Origin of the sequence: uncultured Henriciella sp., from assembly GCF_964005855.1 — a bacterium.
In the GTDB taxonomy this organism is placed as follows: domain Bacteria; phylum Pseudomonadota; class Alphaproteobacteria; order Caulobacterales; family Hyphomonadaceae; genus Henriciella.
Map to the genome: position 1 here is coordinate 20,237 of NZ_CAXFSW010000018.1, position 18,430 is coordinate 38,666.

Here is an 18,430-nt window from a genome sequence, read left to right on the forward strand (position 1 = left end):
TCCCCATGCTTCGTTTTATCCTCGCCACTTCGGCCCTCGCACTTACCACGGCCTGCGCCACGACTGAGCTCGAACCGATTGACGACAGCGCCTTTGTCGCGGCCACGCCCGTCGAAGATCGCGCCGACTATCCTGTCGAGATCGTGGAAACCGCCGTTCCGCTGCCGCTGCCCGGTCAGATGATGCCGGTCGGCGCAACAGTTACCACCAATGCCGATGGCAGCGTGACCCGGACCTTTACAAGAACGGTCAGCACGCCAACCGTCTCACCGGCTGAAGCTATCCAGCAGGGCCGCACCAGTGCCCTGATCGAGCCCTCGGTCGATGGCTATGTGAACGCGATCCAGGTCTATCCCTATACAGAAGGCGCGCTTTACCGGCTCTACGCAAGCCCCGGCCAGGTCAGCGATATTGCCCTCCAGTCGGGCGAAGAGCTGGTCTCGGTATCGGCGGGCGACACGGTCCGCTGGGTGGTCGGCGACACGGTTTCGGGCTCCGGCGCGACCGCCCGCGCCCATGTGCTGGTCAAGCCGATCAGCTCCGGCATCCGCACAAACCTGATGATCGCCACCGACCGGCGCACCTATCACCTCGAACTCGAAAGTACGGATGGCGGATACATGGCCGCGCTCTCCTGGCGTTATCCCGCAGACGAGCTGGCGGGCCTCACCGCCCGCAATGAGCGCGCAATCGCGCGGGACGCGGGCAGCATTGAGCGCGGCCTGGCGCTTGAAGGCCTGAACTTCGATTACCGCATGACCGGCGACAGCCCGGACTGGAAGCCCGTGCGCGTGTTCGATGATGGCCGCCAGGTGTTCATCCAGATGCCGGAGTCCATCGCCACGACCGACATGCCGCCACTCTTCGTGCTCGGCGCGGATGGCGACGCCGAACTCGTGAACTACCGCGTACGCGGCAATTATTATGTCGTCGACCGGCTGTTCCGCGCGGCGGAACTGCGGCTTGGCGAGCGGAACCAGACCATTGTCCGCATCTCCAGGAACGAGCGCCGCTCGCCGCTCGCTGGCCTGTTCGGGAACTGAGCCGATGTCCGAGCCCATTCCCTTTGACGAGCATGCCGAGCGGCTGAAGATCCGATCCAGCCCGAAGCCGGTCACGCGGATCAACCGCAAGGTCCTGATGGCCGGCGCAGGTCTTGGCGTGCTCGCCCTGTTCGCGGCGATGAGTATAGCCCTCAAGCCGCCGACCGCCGTCGATCCGGATGCCCGCCGCGAGCTCTACAACACGACCAACACAAGAAAGCCCGAAGGCCTCTCCACGCTTCCAGCAAGCTACAGTGACCTGAGGTCCGAACCCGAACCTGTCACCCGACTAGGTCCACCGCTTTCCGGCGATCTCGGCGCAACCATGTTGCGGGCCGAGCGAGAGCTGGGCATCGAGCCGGAATATGTGAGCCGGTTCGAGGATGACTTCCGCCCGAACCCGGCGGACGAAGCTGAACGCGCCCGGCGCATGCGCGAGGCAGCGCTTGCAGACGAAGCGGCCCGCGCACCGGTCTTTTTCCGGCTTGAGTCTGAAACAGGAGGTCAGTCCGTATCTGCCTCCGACCCCGCGTGGCGCGATCCTTCAGGCGACCTCAGATCCGAACTCCTGGCGCTCGCCGCGTTGCCGCAGGGTGCGCCGTCGGGATTCGGCCAACCTTCAGACACGAATCTCCAGTCCCGCAAACTGGCCTTCGCCAGGGAGGGTACGGATAGCGACATCTACAATCTGCATGGGGTCGAAGACCCGGCCTCGCCGTATCAGGTCATGGCCGGCACGCTGATCCCGGCCTCGCTGGTGACCGGCATCAACTCGGACCTTCCTGGCACGATCGTCGCGCAGGTGACCCAGCCCGTCTATGACACGGTCACAGGCCAGTATCTCCTTATCCCGCAGGGCTCACGCCTCATCGGACGCTACCAGTCCGAAGTCTCGTTCGGTCAGGACCGCGCCCTGGTGACCTGGGACCGGATCATCTTCCCGGACGGCTCGTCCATTGTCATCTCCGCACCCGGCTCGGACGCGCAGGGCTTTGCCGGTCTCTCTGACCGGACCGACCATCACTGGGACCGCGTGTTCATCGCGGCAGGCCTCGCGACAATCCTCGGTGTCGGCGCAGAGCTTGGCGCAGACGGTGACGGCGATCTCGAGCGCGCCATCCGGCGCGGCACCACCGACACAGTGAACCAGGCAGGTCAACGCGTGGTCGAGCGCAACCTTGGCATCCAGCCGACGATCCGTGTGCGGCCCGGCTGGCCGGTACGCGTGGTCGTCACCCGCGATCTCATCCTCAGACCCCATCCCCAAGGAGCCACACGATGACCCTTCGCCTCGATCGCCTTCCCGACCGCACACCGGTGCGCATGAGTCTTTCGGTCGATCCGGACCTCGCCAGCGCGCTCAGCGATTACGCCGAAATTTACCGCCAGACCTATGGCGCGGAGGAAAAGCCCGAAACGCTGATCCCGGCCATGATCGAAAGTTTCCTGGCATCAGATGCCGGGTTCAAGCGGGCGCGCCGCGCCCTTCACGACAATGCCAGCAAAGGAGACTGAAGCCCATGGCACAGATCGGCACGTTCACCCTGAAGGATGGCAGCTATACCGGCACCATCCGTACCATGACCATCAACGTCAAAGCCCAGCTTGTTCCCAATACGGACAAGGCCTCAGACGGCGCGCCCGACTTCCGGCTCTATGCCGGCGGGGCCGAACTCGGCGCAGCCTGGCGTCAGGAAAGCAAGCAAGGCGAAACGCCGTATCTTGCCGTCAAGCTCGACGATCCGAGCTTCGCAGGCCCCATGCGCGCAGCCTTCTTCGAGAACGAGAAGGACGGCACCGGCGTCATGGTCTGGAACCGGGCAAAGACGGGATAATCGGAGTGCGTCATGTTGCATCGCGTAAAGGAGGGCGGGCGCACAGGGCTTAAGGATTTCGCGCGGGACCTGAACCCGCCCCCAAAGGCCCCTGCCCCCGTCACGTCAACCGATCCTGAACGGATCACGCCTGCGGATATTTTCCGGCGACGAACCGTCAGGCGGCCGGAACTCCGCAAGCTCGTGCCGCTCTCCGACACGACAATCTACGAACTCGAACAGAAGGGCGAGTTCCCACAGCGCTTCTACCTCACGCCCCGTTGCGTCGTGTGGCCCCTCGCCGAAGTGCTGGAGTGGATCGACGCCCAACGGCGCAAGGGCCGAGATGGCTGCGGGCCTCATCCGGATTATCGGATGCGGTGAATATGAGGGCTACGCTGCGGACGTTTTCCGGGTAGTCGTCGGATACCCGAACGGCAGAAAAAAGTGGGCAACACGTATATGTCCATGAGTAGGTGCTAAAGAGGGGTCTCTCTCATGCTCTGTGTCAAAGTCGGCGGCGTTGAACAAAGCGGATGGTTGGGTAATGGCTGAGCCATCTGCAGCTGGCCGGAGCTTGAGTTCGGCCACCATTTCTTCCTGACCTAGCATTTCCCGAATGGGGGGAACTACATCCGGCTCAGGATCAAGAAGAACACCGACCATGGCAGCAGCTGCCTGACGCCGACTATAAATTCCAGTGACAAAACGAGCTAAGCCATTCTCGCGCACATAGTGGTCTCGATGGCGCTTCTGTCTTCCCAAGCGCTTGAATTCGAAGACGAACTTTAAGCCCTGGGCGGAATCGTTCCAGCCATAGACAATATCAGTTCGGCGTTCTTCGATCATTTCGCCCGTCGCCGGATCTATCTCGCCAATGATATCCTCAGCCGCCCACATTCCGAGCAGGCCACGCTCCCGCGCAGTGTAATTTTCTATGTAGACCTTTAGTCGCTTCGTTAGCGCTGCTTCATTAGTTTTGGGGTTGAAGTCAGGCCGTGGCCGTTCAGCCAACTCGTTCCATGCTTGGCAAAGTGCTTCAACGGCTTCGGTCGCTGGCTGAATGGGGAATGCCGCAAACCAATCGTCAGCTACTGTCACGCGGACACTCCCCGTTTTCCGGATGCAGCGCGGGCTTGTACTGTCCTTACAATTTGTTCCGCATCACGAAGTGCTTGCCGTATGGTCCAGTTGCGTTTGGTAAGCGGTCGCACGAGGTAAAGCGATTGATCGATCCAGATATGGGCATCTGGGACCAGCGTCAGGGAATCTCCTAGAGGAATGGCTCTCAGACCTGAAATGCGTAATTGCTCGAGCGTTTGCAGGACAAGCGCATCGCTTACTTGCGTCTCCACGACGGGCGCCGAGGTAGGCTTGTCTTTGTATGAGATGCGAACGATTCCAGATGGACCAGCTCGCCTAGGATCGCTGGTTACCACATCGACGTGGAAGCGTCCCTTGCCATGCGTTTTGGCTCGCCAATCCGTAAGTGATGTTGCAAGTGCACGAGCATAAGTCTTGAAGTCTCTGCGCTGAGCAGTGTGCTGTGCTGGTGTGTCGAGGCTCTTGAAACCACGTGGTCGGATGGACGGCATGAAAACATCGACTGTTTCACGGACAAGCTTCTGCTCCTCGGGGCCAAGGCCAAAATAGGAAAATACTGCCCGATCCAGCTCCGGCCTCAATTCTTCATAGCGCGCGCTTTGTTCAAGTTCGGGGAGTTCGGTGATTTCGGACACATGGCGAGAGACGCTCGACAGCGCTTCGGCTGCAACTGCCCCGTCGGGAGCATTCTCCGGCATAAAGAACGGAAACGTCTCGACGTCCTTGAGGTGGACACCATTGCGTTCGCACAGCATCTTCCAGCCACGCATCATCAGGAAGTAGCGCGCAAGACTTGAGCGTAGATACACGGCAACGAAGCTAAGAAGTTCAGCGTCCTCCTTCGGTCCTGAGATCACGCCAATGCTGTGGGTAAAAGATGCGGGTCCATCATAGTAGACCGCTCGGACATTCAACTGCTTCCTAGAAAACCCATCCGGGAACAAAACGCGCGGGCCATCGAATACACTCAGCACCGCCTCGTTTAGACCGACAACAGTATCCTGGCCCTTTGGCCACGATGTAAGTAAGTCTGAGTGCAAGACAGGCGAACCAGCGCTTAGCGCAGCTATCGGTATGAACGGCTTGTCGCGGAGCGGTCCGGCGTTGACCGGCTCGCGACTCCTGTCGTTCAGATGGATCCCCTTTCGGTATATCCAGCGACGATATTCGTGGGGTCCGCGCCAGAAATCAGAAAATGTGCCGTGTGCGGACAGACGCGCCCAAATTGAAAGGTCGTTTGCATCGCCCCACATCATAGTCACGAGAAGTTGGGGGTCTTCCGCCACTGAGCGCGTTTGAAGATGATGTTTGTCGGCGGATTGCATTGTCAGCCGGCCAAGAGCAAGACTCATATCTGCTTTAGGCACGCAGTATTCGAAAGTCTCATCGAAGGGGATTCTGCTCGGAAGCCGTTCTGGCCGTACAATGCCAAGGAAGACATGACAGGTATTCTCTGCAGTAGGGAAAAGAAGCCCCTGGAGATCACCAAAATTGATCAATCGTGACGGCTGATACTGTTCTAGCAGATGCGAAACGAACCCCGCACTGGACGGTCCGAGAAACTGCCCGATTGGCAAGATGAGACAGATTTGTCCCCCCGCCTGCAGAAAGTCTATCGCGCGCAACGCATACGCGCCGGCTATCTGGCGGCGCACAAATGGAGCTTCGGCACGTTCTGCCCAAGCGTCTGCGCTCGTCTTAGAGGAGCCTTCAGGTTCGGCCCATGGTGGATTCGAGATAATGAGCGAGAAGCGCTTACCGCTGAAAGCATGATCATCGCGGAAAAAGTCTGCTGCGTGCTCACCATAGGTTAGGTTTGAGCCGTTCAATGACGGCAGTTTTGTCCCCTCTCGTTCCTGCGCTTCCATGATGTCGGCAGGATTTAGGCCTTCCAGGAGCGACAAATAGAGACTGAACGCTGTGACACGGCAGGCCATAAAATTGATGTCGCCGCCAAAAATATGACCTCGGAGCAGGTCTGCGCGTTCGCGGAAACTCAGTTGGCGCCCTTCCCGTGCTTCTGACAGCGCGATCAGCCGACGATAGGCCGTGGTCAGGAGGATGCCGGAGCCGCACGCACCGTCAAAAATCGTTTCAGAGAGTGGGTCGGATGAATTCGTGAACGCCTGGTCGACCGCGAGCATAGCAAGGTGACGTGGCGTGTAATACGCGCCGTCCTTCGCCTGCTGTTCATCCGATAAGAAAGACTCGTAGAGACCAGAAAGTAACTCGACCGGAATATAACTAAAATCGTAGTTCCAAAAATCACCTTGGCCGGTTCGCATATCAGTCCGCTGTAGAAAGCGATTGATCAGGTTGAAGCCGTTATCCGTGAGTTTGGTCCAGGGATCGTGGCGATCATCCCCCATGAAGTCGCCATTGAAATCCAATCGAAGTGCGTCAATCAGTCTTCTGAGTCCAGCCCGATCTTTCTCGTCGATCAGATGATGGAGTTGAGAGACTTGCCGGCGATCGCGGTAAGTGGCGCCGACAATCTCGCGATGTTCCAAATAGGAGAGGAACAGAATCTGGCCCATAAGCAGCTCGGCCAGATGACGGCGATCGTGATCCTTCGATGCTCCCGAGAGTCCCTGATCGGCAAGCTGTGAGACGACAGCGGAGAGGTTCGCGAGCAACTTTCGGTCGACTCGCGCCTTTACATCGAACCAGTTGGGAACGCGCCGGGAGACATTGGCAGAGGCTATGTCGAGCGCAGAGAAAGGACCGTCCGGTCGGGCGTCATCAAGGATAAGCTGTTGGCCTGCGTTGCGCAGCTTTCGGGCAGGCACAGCTAGGGCCGTGTCGCCTTTAATTTCAATAACTATAGTAGCAAGATTTTGATTCCAGACACGTTTGCGGATTTCGTCGAGCGCTTGAGACGAAAGAGGATCTCCATCATCTCCTACGAACACGACTGTAGGCACCCCCTCCACGTCAAAGACGGCGTGAGCACGTATTGGGCCTTCCGGTCTCAGGAGGGTCTTGAGTTCAAGTGCATATGGATGAGTTTCGGGAACGTCATCGCCGCGACGATGCAAGACGGCAGGTTCAGCATTGTAGCCGAGCCTATCTAGCCAATTCTGCATCGATTCCGCGCTCATAGCTATTGCTCATCCGAAGTCTCGCCAAGCGAGAACATAACCGGAACATATAAGTCTGACAAAGGAGTTTGCCAAATCGACTTTGGCAGATTTCCGTCAACCCTCATGCTGAACGCCTCCGGCTAAATTCAGCTGCTTTGCCTGGTGCTTTCGAGCAGTCAGCGCGTTGCAGGTTTGGCAGAGAAAAGAGGTCGAGTTGTCCGCGGCCTGCGGTGACATCAGGGAGCGCAAATCCAGTTCGCAGCACGCGCAAGTGTGGATCAAGGCGGATCAGTAGAGCATCATCTTGTGCTATGGGGGCTTCCTCATCGACGATCATCCACTGGTCCGGGGTTACAGCCACCCGATGTCCCCACAAAGTAATGAAGGATCGCTTTCGCAAATCCGACCGCAAATTGATAAACGATGTTCTATGCGCTTGCAGTTCAAGATGAAATCTCTCACGCAGAAGCACCGCAATTCTCAACACTAGAATCGTCTGCCAAGTGAATTTGGCAGGTGACCCCTTCTTCTGTGGTCGGACATCGGCTGGTATCAGCGCACGCCTACTGGTCCACTCGCGAAGTTTATCCGTCGAAAGGCCGGTAAGTTCGGACGCCACTTGTGTCGGAACGTATCGCAGTGGGCTACTCCCTCGGAATGGGTATCGTACCCAACTAAAACTGGAGAACGGGTATCATGCCCGTTCTTTAGGTCAAGTTCGATTGTGGACCGACTCCAAAGGTAAAGAAATACGCCGCGAAATCTGACCGTTGGCCCAAATCGGACAAATCACCTCCTCTATTTGAACCCCACCCTCGGATCAGCCGCGTAGACCGCCATGCTCTCCGGGATGATGTTCGGCTTGCGGCTTTCGCCGGCGGCCCACGCGTCGATCATGTCGGCCCATTCCTGCATCATGTGGCGACGCTGGTCGGCATATTCAGCCTTGTTGTAGACGCCGCGCGATGAACGCCGGTCCTCATGGGCGAGGCTCTTCTCGATCCAGTCGCGATTGAAGCCGAGCTCATTGAGCAGCGTCGATCCGGTACGCCGCAGGTCATGAACCGTGAAGGGCTCAAGCGGCAGCTCCATCTCGCTCGCCAGCTTGTGCGCGCTGTCGGTGATCCGGTTGAACGTCGCATTCGAGATCGGGCGGAACGTGTCATAGCGCGACGGGAAGACGTATTTTGATCCGCCTGCGCAGGTTTTCAGCGCCACCAGAATGTCGAGCGCCTGGTTCGAGAGATAGACATTGTGATCGAGGCCCGTCTTCATTCGCTTCTTTGGGATGGTCCAGACCGCATCCTGGAAACTGACCTCGTCCCAGGTCGCATGGGCAACCTCGGTCTTGCGCTTCATCGTCAGCAGGATGAATTTCACGCCGAGCTTCAGCGTCGGATTGGCGGTGATCTCTTCAAGGACGCGATAAAGCACCCGGATCTCCAGCGGCGTCAGGGAGCGGTCGCGGGGCCGGACCCGCGCAATCGAACGGGGATCGACCTCCTCTGCGGGATTTTCGACGCGGATGCCGTGCAAGTTGGCGAAGGCGTAGATCAGCTTGATAAACTCACGGGCATGAAGCGCCGTTGAAGGCGCGCCCCGCTTCTTGATCTTGTCGCAGAGCTGACGGACATCCTCGCTGGTCACTTCACGCAGCGTATAGTTCCCCAGCGACGGGATCAGATCACGGTCGACAATGTGACGACGCATGTCGCGGGTCGAATCTGACATTTCGCTCTCAACGAGCCAGCGCTGAGCAAGCTCTCCGAAGGTCCCTTCTGCTTTGGCTTTTCCTTTTGCCCGCTTTTTCTCTTTGGCCGGCGAGATGCCTTCGTCCACCTGCTTCTTCGCATCAATTAGTCGCTCGCGAGCAACTGCCAATGAGATGCCATACCGCCCGTAACGACCGATGGTGAGAGTCTCCCGACGGCCATTCACACGGTAGTCGTACCGAAAAATCTTGCTGCCTGCAGGCGTCACTGCGACGTACAGGCCGTCGCGATCAGCCACCTTGTAGATTTTTTCCTTCGGTTTCAATGACTTGATAGCAATATCTGTCAGCACAGAATACCTCCATTTCAACCAAAATACCGTCAGGCCAAAATGGCCATTTTTTGACAACGAAACGCTTGTTTTTCAATGCGTTACGCCGAAACAATACCGTCAGGCCGCTAAAAAGGGCTGACGGTATTTTGACTTTAGGCAGGAAGTGGCAATTTGTATACCGTCAGGCGATACCGTCAGCATGTTCCGTTGGCCCGCGATAAAGGGCGATAGATACCGAACGAAAACCGGCGTCAAGCTATTGTATTTATTTGATTTATTGATCTCTCGCGATAGCCCGCGAGAGACGCGGAATCATTCCCACTCAATCGTGCCGCGCGGTTTCGAGGTCACATCATAGACCACCCGGTTCACGCCGTTCACCTCATTGATGATGCGGGTCGCCACGCGGCCGAGAAAGGCGTGGTCGCAGGCCTTTATCCCGGGCCCAATGTCGACCGGCCGTACCAATCCACCACTCGCGATCGATTGACTGTCTCGCATTGATAAGTGCGTCGCATCACGTCTATAGTTATTACTATATTTATTTTCATTCACGCGGAGTGAACATGAGCCCTGCGACCTCAGCCAAGAAACATCGCTTTCCCTTGACCGGTTTCTGGTGGGCCAGTTTCGACTGGGCGCGAAGTCCGTACTATTACATTGTCATCATTTATGTTTTCTCCGCCTACTTTGCGGAAAGCGTCGTCGGCGACAGCACGCGCGGTCAGGCGATCTTCAGCAGTATCGCCACCGTCGCGGGCCTCATCATGGCGGTCGCGGCCCCGTTCCTCGGCGGCTTCATGGACAGGGGCGGGGCCAAGAAACCCGTCCTGTTCGCCCTCATGCTGATTCTCGCCGCGGCCAGCGCGGGCCTTGCCCTTGTCGCGCCGGGCGTTCCCTACGCCATTCCGCTCGCGGGCTTGCTTCTGGTCATTTCCAGCTGCGCCTATACGGTCTCGGAACTGTTTCACAATGCCTTGCTGCCGGCCGCCGGCACGCCGCGCGACGTACCGCTGATCTCCGGCCTCGGCCTGTCCATGGGCAGCGGCGCAAGTGTTGTGGCCCTGCTCATCCTTATCTACCTGCTGAACCATCCGCCTGCCGGCCTGCTGGAACAGGATATCGCGCGCCTTTCCGGCGCTTTTTGCGGGGCGTGGATTCTCCTCTTCATGGCGCCCTTCTTTCTCGGCATGCCCGATCTTCACCGGCCCGGTGCCAGCTGGCGCCGGGCGCGGTTCCTGCCCGAAACCCTGCGCCCGATGGAAACGCTTCGCACCCTCTTCACCGGCCATCCCAGCATGATGCGCTTCCTCATCGCACGCATGATCTTCATGGACGGCCTCACAGCTCTGTTCACCATAGGCGCGGTCTATGTCGCCGGCGTGCTCGGCTGGAGTCCGGCCGAAACCGCAGCGATGGGCATTCTGGCCACGGTCTCGGCCGTGCTTGGCGGCCTTGTCGGCGGCGTGCTCGACCGGCTGGTGGGGCCGAGACGCGCTATTCTCATCGAGCTTTTCTGCATCACGGCGATTTTCGCCTTTCAGGTCGGCATGACGAAGACAACCCTCCTCTTCGGTCTCGTCCACCTGCCCGTGTCCGCCGGCAAGACCGGCATGTTCGCCAACCCGACGGATGTCGTCTATCTGATCAGCATCATGCCGCTCAGCGCCTTCATCATCGGCGCCTACAGCTCCTGCCGCTCCCTCCTCGTCGCGCTGAGCCCGCCCGACAGGATCGGCCAGTTCTTCGGGATATATGCCATGACCGGCACCGTCACCGTCTGGCTCGGTCCTGGCCTTGTCTCAGTGGCGACCATGCTGAGCGGCAGCCAGCGCATCGGCTTTGGCAGTCTCATCATCCTGTTCGTACTTGGCAGCCTTCTGATGCTCCGCGTCAGGGATGAGCCGGCGGTGCACGGGCCCTCGCCCGAAACCCTCATGACGCCAGCCGCTCAATAGTAAAGGTGGTCGCGCATCTCGCCGCTGGTGACCAGTTCCTGACAGACCTCGATGAAGGCGTCCCGCTTGTTACGGATGCCCGGCGTGCGCGATTTCACCTTCGCCGCCACCAGGCACGGTCTGAAAAAGTCCCCCGCGATCCGCTTATAGGTCAGCGGATCACCCAGCGGGGACACCGTGCTGCACGAGCGCACAACCCGCAGTGACACTGCATCCCCCTGCCCGACCAGTGCCTGTGCCCCCGAACTGACATTGCTGGAGAAAATCACCTCCGGTGCATAGCCCAGCGCCCGGTAGGCATTGTAGGCGAGATCGAACGCCTCCGGCTCATTGTTCATGACCTGCGGGTAGCGCGCGAGATCATCGAGCTTCACAGTCTCGCTCTCTGTATCCAGCGGATGCCCCTTGCGCATAAGGGCGCAGACTTCGGGCCGGCAAAGCGTTGTCACCTCACAGCTTGAGGGCGCGGCGTCATCATTCCGGAAGGTGATCAGCACATCGATCTCCCCCTCCTCGAGCGCCTCATAATTGGTGTCGAGCGACGTTGTCTTCATCGACACGCGCAGCCCCGGCTGGCGCTCGGCGAGGTTGCGGATGGTCCGGGGCAGCAGCGACCAGATGAGCGCTTCCTGACACCCGATGATCAGCTCACCGCGAAACTGGTCCGCGGGACCCCGAAACTGATCCTGCAGCGTTTCCAGGTCGGCCAGCACCTGCCGGCACTGCTGGAACAGCTTCTGGCCATCCACCGTCAGCGTCAGCCCTCTGGACGGCTTTCGTACAAAGAGATCGGTACCCAGCTGGCCTTCCAGCACATTGACCGCATGCCCGACCGAGGTGGGCGTGATGTGCATCTTGAGGCCGGCCGCCGTGAAACTTCCCTCGCTCGCAGCCGCCAGGAAATAGCGAAGATGATCCAGCTTCATATCCATTCCTCTAATTTTTGATGGAATTAGCATAATTCATTGCGTTTTATCCACAAATGAATCGATGGCAGGTTCCTCCCTGCCGACAAGATCCACCGCCGCCGAGGCGGATCAGAAGATCTGGCGGCACCGGGAGGAAATCAGGGCTCGCCCCGCACGCCGCACATCGCCGCGAGCAAAGTGACGCCTTTCCTCTCCGATACGAGACACGCTGCGGGCCCGCCGGACCGGCAGCACGAGAAGGCAGAGGAGACCAGGGCCATGAAGACACCGCAGCAGATATCCGAGCGTCATTGCAGGACACTTGGCCCATCGCGCACAGCCCTCGCATTCGCGCTGCTCGTCCCCGGCCTTCTCAGCGCCTGTACCGTCGAGCCGACGCCGAGAGGGATTGCTGAATACCTCCACGACGACCTCAATTCGCCGAAGAAATACCGCAACATGCCGATCCGTCCGGCAGACAGGTTTCTCGAGCTTCACAATGAAGGCATTCCTGCCGGTGAAGAGGGCGACGCCATCCTCCCCACCATGATCGACCTGCACGCAGACACGCTGATGCTGCCGGATGAGGATGACGACAATGGCCGCGACGATGACTTCGATGGCCGCGACTATGACGATGACTATTTCGACGGCGTCATCGCCCCGCACGAACACCTGCTCGTCAACAATGATGAAGACGGCCATGTCGATCTCAAACGCCTCGCAGAGGGCAACATGCTCCTGCAGGTCTTCTCTGCCGCCAGCCGCACGACAGCCGACATTCTTGCCGCCGACCTTCCGGGTTTTTCCGATCCCTGCCCCTGGGATGAGGACTGCCAGCGGCGTAACTTCGAACGCGACCCGCATGTCATCACGCTGAAGAAGACAAGGGATGGCATCGACTACAATTACAGCCAGCACGGCGTCTATGGCCGGCGCTATGATGATCCCGGCGCGCCCTATCAGCTGAACTACGGCAAGTCTGACATCCTGCCGATCCCGCGCGACATCTACACCTATGCCTACCGCACCACCTATGGCGGCTGGGACGACAATGCGCCCTACTGGACCTGGGAGAAGAACTGCCGGGCCTGGTACTCTCAGGAAGCCGAACGTGGCACCTGGCCCTGGGGCGGCAACGAACATGGCAGTGGCCGGGGCAACTGGCCGCCGGCTACCTGCCCTGAATACGAAGCGCGCGAGGAATATCTTGAGCGCCTGCTGATCACCGCAGAGCGCCTGCGCGAAGCGGCCGCCTATTCGGCGACGGACGCGGATACCAGCCATCGCCTGCGGATGGTCCGGTCCAAACAGGAATTCGATGCGCTTCTGGAGGCGCGCAGCACCCAGTCCTGGCCGAACCGCGATGTCGGCGGGCTGCTCTCCACAGAAGGGCTCTATCTCCCGGCGCCGGATTCAGACCGCGACGGTGTGCTGGACCTCAACGCCGAAGAGGAAATGCAGGCGCGCTTCAACGCACTCTACAATGCCGGCTACCGGATGATCGCCCTCACCCATTTTCTCGACAATGACTATGGCGGCTCATCCACCGGCATGGGGAACGCGCCGACAAGCTACAATCCTTTCGCGCCAGAGCCGATGCCCGCCTGGTTCCCGCCCTTTGGCGGCCAGACATCGGACGGCTATTCCAACGGGCGGGGCCTGTCTGAAGCAGGCCGCTTCATGATCGAACAGGCCATCTCGCACGGCGTCGTCGTCGATGTGGCCCACGCCTCGGGCGCGCTGCAGGCGGACGTGATCGATATTGCCGCCGCGCATGAGACGCCGATCGTCCACTCCCATGGCGGCCTCGGCGACTTCCTGCCGACCTATCCGTTCAAGAAGTCCGTCCGCAGCTGTCCGAATGCCAACCCTGAAGAAGGCAAGGCCCGCAACCTCTCGGATGACCAGGTCGTCGCCATCGCCCGCACCGGCGGCGTGGTGGGCATCGGCCCGACCGATGATTTTGTCTGCGGCGTCGAAGCCCATGTCTGGGCGGAAGCCATCCGTTATGCCGTCGATCTCGTCAACGATGCGCATGTCTGCCTCTATTCGGAGAAGACCTGCACACCCGACAAGTGGATTCGCGGCGAAGACCATATCGCCATGGGCAGCGATTTCGACGGCGGCGTGGAAATGCTCAAGGATGTCGCGGAAATGGTGTTCTACACCAGGGCCCTCACCTGCGAGAAAAGCTGGTCGTCTCCGTCCTGTCTCGACACCCCGTTCAGCGATGAGGACGCGCTTCGGATCATGGGCGGCAACTCCTTCCGCGTGATCTACGAGATCCTTCCCGACACTGTCGAGCAACTGCCCTGACCTGCGGGCCCTGTCCGTTCCCGATTAATCCCTTTCTTCAAGGACACGCTCATGCCGCGCGACCTGACGCCCCGTCGTATCCCGCCCGCCGCCTCCATCAGCAAGGAGGCCCGCGCCTTCCTCGCCAATGAGGTCGATCCGGCCCCCTTCCTCGTCCGCCCGTCGAGCAGCGAGGAGTGGATCGCGATCCGGCACGCCATGAATCCGTTCCGGGGCAATCAGGCCGAACACATGATGCGGACGCTCCCCGTCACAGTGAAGGAAACCCAGATCGCCGGCGTGACGGTGCGGCGCATCACGCCCCACGACCAGCCTGCCGGAAAAACCGCCCAGATCGTTCTGGAGCTGCATGGCGGGGCGTATGTCCTCTATGACGGTCTCGCAGGTCTCACCCGTGCCCTGAAATTCTCGGCCGGGTCCGGCTACAGCGTCCTGGCGGTGGATTACCGGATGCCGCCCGAACACCCCTATCCGGCCGCGCTTGACGACGCACTTTCGGTCTATCGAGCGGTTCTGGGGGACTATGATCCCTCCGGGGTCGGCGTCTTTGGTACGTCCGCTGGTGGAAATCTCGCCGCTTGTCTTTGCCTGGAGCTTGCCAGCCGCGGCCTCACTCAGCCCCAGGCGCTCGTGCTCAACTCGCCCTGGACCGATATGACACCGTCAGGCGACAGCTTCTCGACGCTCGAGACGATCGATCCGGGGCTCTACACCTATCATGGCGTGATCGAGGAAGCGGCAAAGCTCTATGCGGATGGCCGCGATCTTTCAGACCCCCGCCTCTCCCCGCTGAACGCCCAGCTGCCCGCCCGTTTTCCGGAAACACTGCTCGTGACAGGAACGCGTGACCTGCTGCTCAGCGATACGGCCCGGTTTCACAAGAAGCTTCGCGCCTCAGGCCAGGGAAGCGAGCTGCTCGTCTATGAAGGCATGTGGCACGCCTTCTCTGACGTGCCGGAGGAAGACGAGCTCTACCGCGACATGACCCGGTTCTTTGAGGCGCGCCTTGGCGCGCGCGCAACCGGCTGACCGCTCACCCAGCCCAATCATCCATCAGGCCGAGGGTCTGACATTTCCAGAGGGGGAAACACCATGAAACGCCACATGATTTCAGGCATCTCGATACTGGCCCTTGCTGGCGCTATCGCGCTTCCGGTCCATGCCCAGGAGGGGCAGGAAGCCGAGGCGCCGGCCCGGCTCAACACCGTCACCGTCACCGCCCAGGCTCGTGAGCAAAGCCTCAGCGATGTTCCGATCTCGGTCGGAGTCGTCGATGGAGAGATTATCGCCGATCAGAATCTGCAGCGCCTTGAGGATATCCAGTATGCCGTGCCGAACTTCACCCTGACCGAGACCGGCATCTCCACCAACATCTTCATTCGCGGCATCGGGTCCGGCATCAATCAGGGCTTCGAACAATCCGTCGGAATGTATGTCGACGGCGTCCATTACGGACGGGCGCAGCAGACGCGGACGCCGCTCTTCGACCTTGAGCGAATCGAAGTTCTGCGCGGGCCGCAATCCATCCTGTTCGGCAAAAACAGCATCGCCGGCGCGCTGTCGATCACCACGGCAAAGCCGACACGCACCTTCGAAGGCTCCCTGATGGCGTCATATGAATTCGACGCCGACGAGATTGTCACTGAGGGCTATGTCTCGGGCCCTCTCAGTGATCGTGTACGCGGACGTCTGGCGCTTCGTTATCGGGACGCTGAGGGCTATGACATCAATCTGAGCACCGGTAACAAAAACCCACAGCGCGAGGATATCTCCGCGCGCGGAACGATTGAGGTGGACCTCACCGACAATCTTCTGGCCCGCGCCAAGGCCGAGGTTTCGGACTTCGACGTCTATGGCCGCAGCCGCGAAGTCTTCAACTCCGACCCGATCGCAGCAGGGCCATTTGCCGGGCTGACCTACGGTCAGGTTCTGGTCAATGTCTTCGGCCAGGATAGCTCAGCGCTGAATGAGGTCCGGGACGGGAAACGGTCCGGAACAGGAGAATTCTCCGAAAACGAACTTGAGACTTATACGGTCGACTTCGAATGGACACCGGGTGAATTCGAGCTGCAGTCCAAGACGGCATACTCGGCCTTCAAATATGATGAATATTGCGACTGCGACGGTTCAGGCGCGGATATCTTCGGCGCAGGCATCCAGGAGGACTATGACCAGTTCAGTCAGGAGATCCGCCTGATTTCACCGATCTACGACCATTTCGACTACCTCCTCGGGGCCTACTATCAGACCTCCAGCCACGAATATGGTGACCAGATCATCGTGCCGGACAATTCTGTTCTCGTCCCGGCCGTCAACGCGCGCTCGCCCGGCGCAGGCAACCTGGTCGCAGGAACAGAAGCGGCCCGGTCGGCCAAGGTCGATGCCGATGTCCTGTCGGCATTCGGACAATTCACCTGGCGGTTCATGGACCCGCTTTCTCTCCAGGTGGGGGCCCGTGTGACGAAGGAATCAAAGGATGGCGAGCGCACAATGGTCATCCTGAGCGATGATGGTGACGCTCTGCCGACTGCCCAGCTCGGCGCGCCTCTGGTCTTTGCTAACCTGCTCGGCATCACATCCGAAAACCTCTCCGGGCTCGGCCCAACGGGCGCGTTCTTTGTCAATTCACTCGGTCAGGCAAAAGTCTCGGGCAGCCGCGAGGAAACCCAGTTCTCACCAGATGTGAAACTGATCTGGGACCTCGGCGCAGACGACCTGCTTTACGCTTCCTGGGCCAAGGGCTTCAAATCCGGCGGGTTCGACTTCCGCGCCAATAACAGATCAGTCTACCCAACAATGGCTGACTCCTTCGAGTTCGAGGACGAACAGGCCATCAACTGGGAAGTCGGGGGCAAGTTCGGCCTCGGCGGATCGGCCGAACTGAACGTCGCCGCCTTCTTTACCCAGTATGACGATCTGCAGGTGTCGATCTTCGACGGTATCCTGGGCTTCAATGTCGGCAATGCCGGCGAAGCGGAAGTAAAAGGTCTGGAGCTCGACGGCCGCTGGGCCGCAACGGACAACCTCACCCTTTCCGGCTCACTCGCGCTCACCGATTTCGAGTTCACCGACTACAGGAACGGCCAGTGCTATTTCGGACAGCAGCCGGACGTCGACTATGACGGCAATGGCGTGCCGGAGCTTTGCGACTATACCGGCAAGTCGAACCAGCTCGTCTCCGACGTCCAGGGCACGCTCGGGGCTGACTATGTCCGCGATATCTTCGGCAATTATGAGCTTGAAGCAGGCGCAGATGTCTTCTTCACCTCCGGATATGATGCCTCGCAGACCTATGATCCGGACGGGCGTGTGGATGGATATGAGCTTGTCAATCTGCGCCTCGCCCTCTCGCCCCGCTCGGGCGCCTGGCAGGTCGCGCTGATGGGCAAGAATGTGTTCGACGAAACGCCGCTCCAGTACACGTCCGCCGTCCCCCTCTCAGGCAGCACATTCGGCGCCAATGTCGACCATGGCCGCTTCCTTCAGGGCCGTCAGATCGCCATCCAGGCACGGGTCAATTTCTGACACCGGCAAAAGAGGGGCCGTCCCCTCATTCATCCCAATACTCAACGCCCCCGGCCAAACCGGGGGCGTCTTTTTTAAGAGGCGTTACTCAATGCGCGCATACGACCTTCTGAAGGGGCGCGCTGTTCAAGGACCGTAGAACAGCTCCGAGATCGCAGCTTACTCTGGATGCTGGCTGAGGTGTGTCAGCCTCTGGGCAACGGCCCGCAGGCGCGCATTGGCGATCGGCTTGTCGATTCTCAGATGCTGTCTGGCCGGCCTGGGCAGGTCCTCCGGATCCAGGCCGGTCAGAAGGGCTACGGGAACATCCGATGCGCTGAACCTTGCCATGGCGCGCAAGCAATCAGGTGTATCGAAATCAAGATCAACGACAGCAGCATCGAACCTACAGTACCAGGTGTCCGGTTGCTCGAGGGCCGCCAGTCCTGAATAGGCCTCCACCTCATATCCGGTTTCCAGGAGCGTCAAACGAAAGTCTTCTGCGATGAGACCCGAATCCTCAACGATACAGATGCGCTTGCAAAAGGACATGTCCCTTTGTACCGGGTCTAGCGCGGAAGTTGAATTGTATTCCCCTTTATTCAACCATTCGCTTGCGCGAGGTTAAAATCTCAGCCCCTATTCCCACTC

At 59.7% G+C, this 18,430-nt stretch carries 14 protein-coding genes and 1 pseudogene; 9 read left to right on the plus strand and 6 right to left on the minus strand.

The features are described 5' to 3' along the window. Positions 1-5: 5 nt before the first annotated feature. The 5 genes from trbG to ABNU55_RS13685 are packed head-to-tail and all read left to right on the plus strand — an operon-like array spanning position 6 to position 3,241. A complete protein-coding gene (trbG, locus tag ABNU55_RS13665; RefSeq protein WP_348764459.1) occupies positions 6-1,043 on the plus strand; it encodes a P-type conjugative transfer protein TrbG in 1,038 nt (345 codons plus the stop codon). A 4-nt stretch (positions 1,044-1,047) separates the two neighbouring features. After that, positions 1,048-2,325: a TrbI/VirB10 family protein gene (locus ABNU55_RS13670; protein ID WP_348764460.1), complete on the plus strand. Its 1,278-nt coding sequence runs from the start codon at positions 1,048-1,050 to the stop codon at positions 2,323-2,325. Continuing rightward, positions 2,322-2,558 (plus strand): DUF2274 domain-containing protein, encoded by a 237-nt coding sequence (locus tag ABNU55_RS13675; RefSeq protein WP_348764461.1) that lies wholly within the window; start codon positions 2,322-2,324, stop codon positions 2,556-2,558. The genes ABNU55_RS13670 and ABNU55_RS13675 overlap by 4 nt, the downstream gene beginning before the upstream one ends. Before the next feature lie 5 nt (positions 2,559-2,563). Next, positions 2,564-2,878 (plus strand): DUF736 domain-containing protein, encoded by a 315-nt coding sequence (locus ABNU55_RS13680; protein ID WP_348764462.1) that lies wholly within the window; start codon positions 2,564-2,566, stop codon positions 2,876-2,878. A gap of 12 nt (positions 2,879-2,890) precedes the next feature. Continuing rightward, positions 2,891-3,241 (plus strand): AlpA family phage regulatory protein, encoded by a 351-nt coding sequence (locus ABNU55_RS13685; RefSeq protein WP_348764463.1) that lies wholly within the window; start codon positions 2,891-2,893, stop codon positions 3,239-3,241. A 9-nt stretch (positions 3,242-3,250) separates the two neighbouring features. Here the strand turns inward: ABNU55_RS13685 and ABNU55_RS13690 are convergent, their stop codons facing one another. From ABNU55_RS13690 to ABNU55_RS13705, 4 genes and pseudogenes are all read right to left on the minus strand, one after another. Further along, positions 3,251-3,958: a Fis family transcriptional regulator gene (locus ABNU55_RS13690; protein WP_348764464.1), complete on the minus strand. Its 708-nt coding sequence runs from the start codon at positions 3,956-3,958 to the stop codon at positions 3,251-3,253. After that, complete coding sequence (locus tag ABNU55_RS13695) at positions 3,955-7,062, minus strand: N-6 DNA methylase (RefSeq protein WP_348764465.1); 3,108 nt, start codon at positions 7,060-7,062, stop codon at positions 3,955-3,957. The genes ABNU55_RS13690 and ABNU55_RS13695 overlap by 4 nt, the downstream gene beginning before the upstream one ends. 780 nt (positions 7,063-7,842) lie before the next feature. Continuing rightward, a complete protein-coding gene (locus ABNU55_RS13700; protein ID WP_348764466.1) occupies positions 7,843-9,108 on the minus strand; it encodes an integrase arm-type DNA-binding domain-containing protein in 1,266 nt (421 codons plus the stop codon). A gap of 294 nt (positions 9,109-9,402) precedes the next feature. Beyond that, positions 9,403-9,516 (minus strand): annotated as a pseudogene (locus ABNU55_RS13705) (hypothetical protein); the annotation flags it as partial. A gap of 140 nt (positions 9,517-9,656) precedes the next feature. Here ABNU55_RS13705 and ABNU55_RS13710 point away from each other — a divergent pair. Beyond that, positions 9,657-11,048, plus strand: coding sequence for an MFS transporter (locus ABNU55_RS13710; RefSeq protein ID WP_290754578.1), 1,392 nt, complete (start codon positions 9,657-9,659; stop codon positions 11,046-11,048). Here ABNU55_RS13710 and ABNU55_RS13715 read toward each other — a convergent pair. Further along, positions 11,042-11,974 carry a LysR family transcriptional regulator gene (locus ABNU55_RS13715; protein WP_290754579.1) on the minus strand — a complete coding sequence of 311 codons (933 nt, stop codon included), beginning with the start codon at positions 11,972-11,974 and terminating at the stop codon, positions 11,042-11,044. The two genes, ABNU55_RS13710 and ABNU55_RS13715, sit on opposite strands and share 7 nt — an antisense overlap. Before the next feature lie 261 nt (positions 11,975-12,235). On the opposite strand from ABNU55_RS13715, the gene ABNU55_RS13720 reads away from it, so the two are divergent. From ABNU55_RS13720 to ABNU55_RS13730, 3 genes are all read left to right on the plus strand, one after another. Beyond that, positions 12,236-14,275 carry a membrane dipeptidase gene (locus ABNU55_RS13720; RefSeq protein ID WP_290754580.1) on the plus strand — a complete coding sequence of 680 codons (2,040 nt, stop codon included), beginning with the start codon at positions 12,236-12,238 and terminating at the stop codon, positions 14,273-14,275. Positions 14,276-14,326: 51 nt separating this feature from the next. Next, entirely contained in the window at positions 14,327-15,304 is a 978-nt protein-coding gene (locus ABNU55_RS13725; RefSeq protein WP_290754581.1) for an alpha/beta hydrolase, read from the plus strand. Positions 15,305-15,367: 63 nt separating this feature from the next. Further along, positions 15,368-17,800, plus strand: a complete 2,433-nt coding sequence (locus ABNU55_RS13730) for a TonB-dependent receptor (protein ID WP_348764467.1) — start codon at positions 15,368-15,370, stop codon at positions 17,798-17,800. 159 nt (positions 17,801-17,959) lie between these two features. On the opposite strand, the gene ABNU55_RS13735 is transcribed toward ABNU55_RS13730, so the two are convergent. Beyond that, on the minus strand, positions 17,960-18,331 hold the full coding sequence (locus ABNU55_RS13735; protein ID WP_290758955.1) for a response regulator: 372 nt from the start codon (positions 18,329-18,331) through the stop codon (positions 17,960-17,962). Positions 18,332-18,430: the final 99 nt, after the last annotated feature.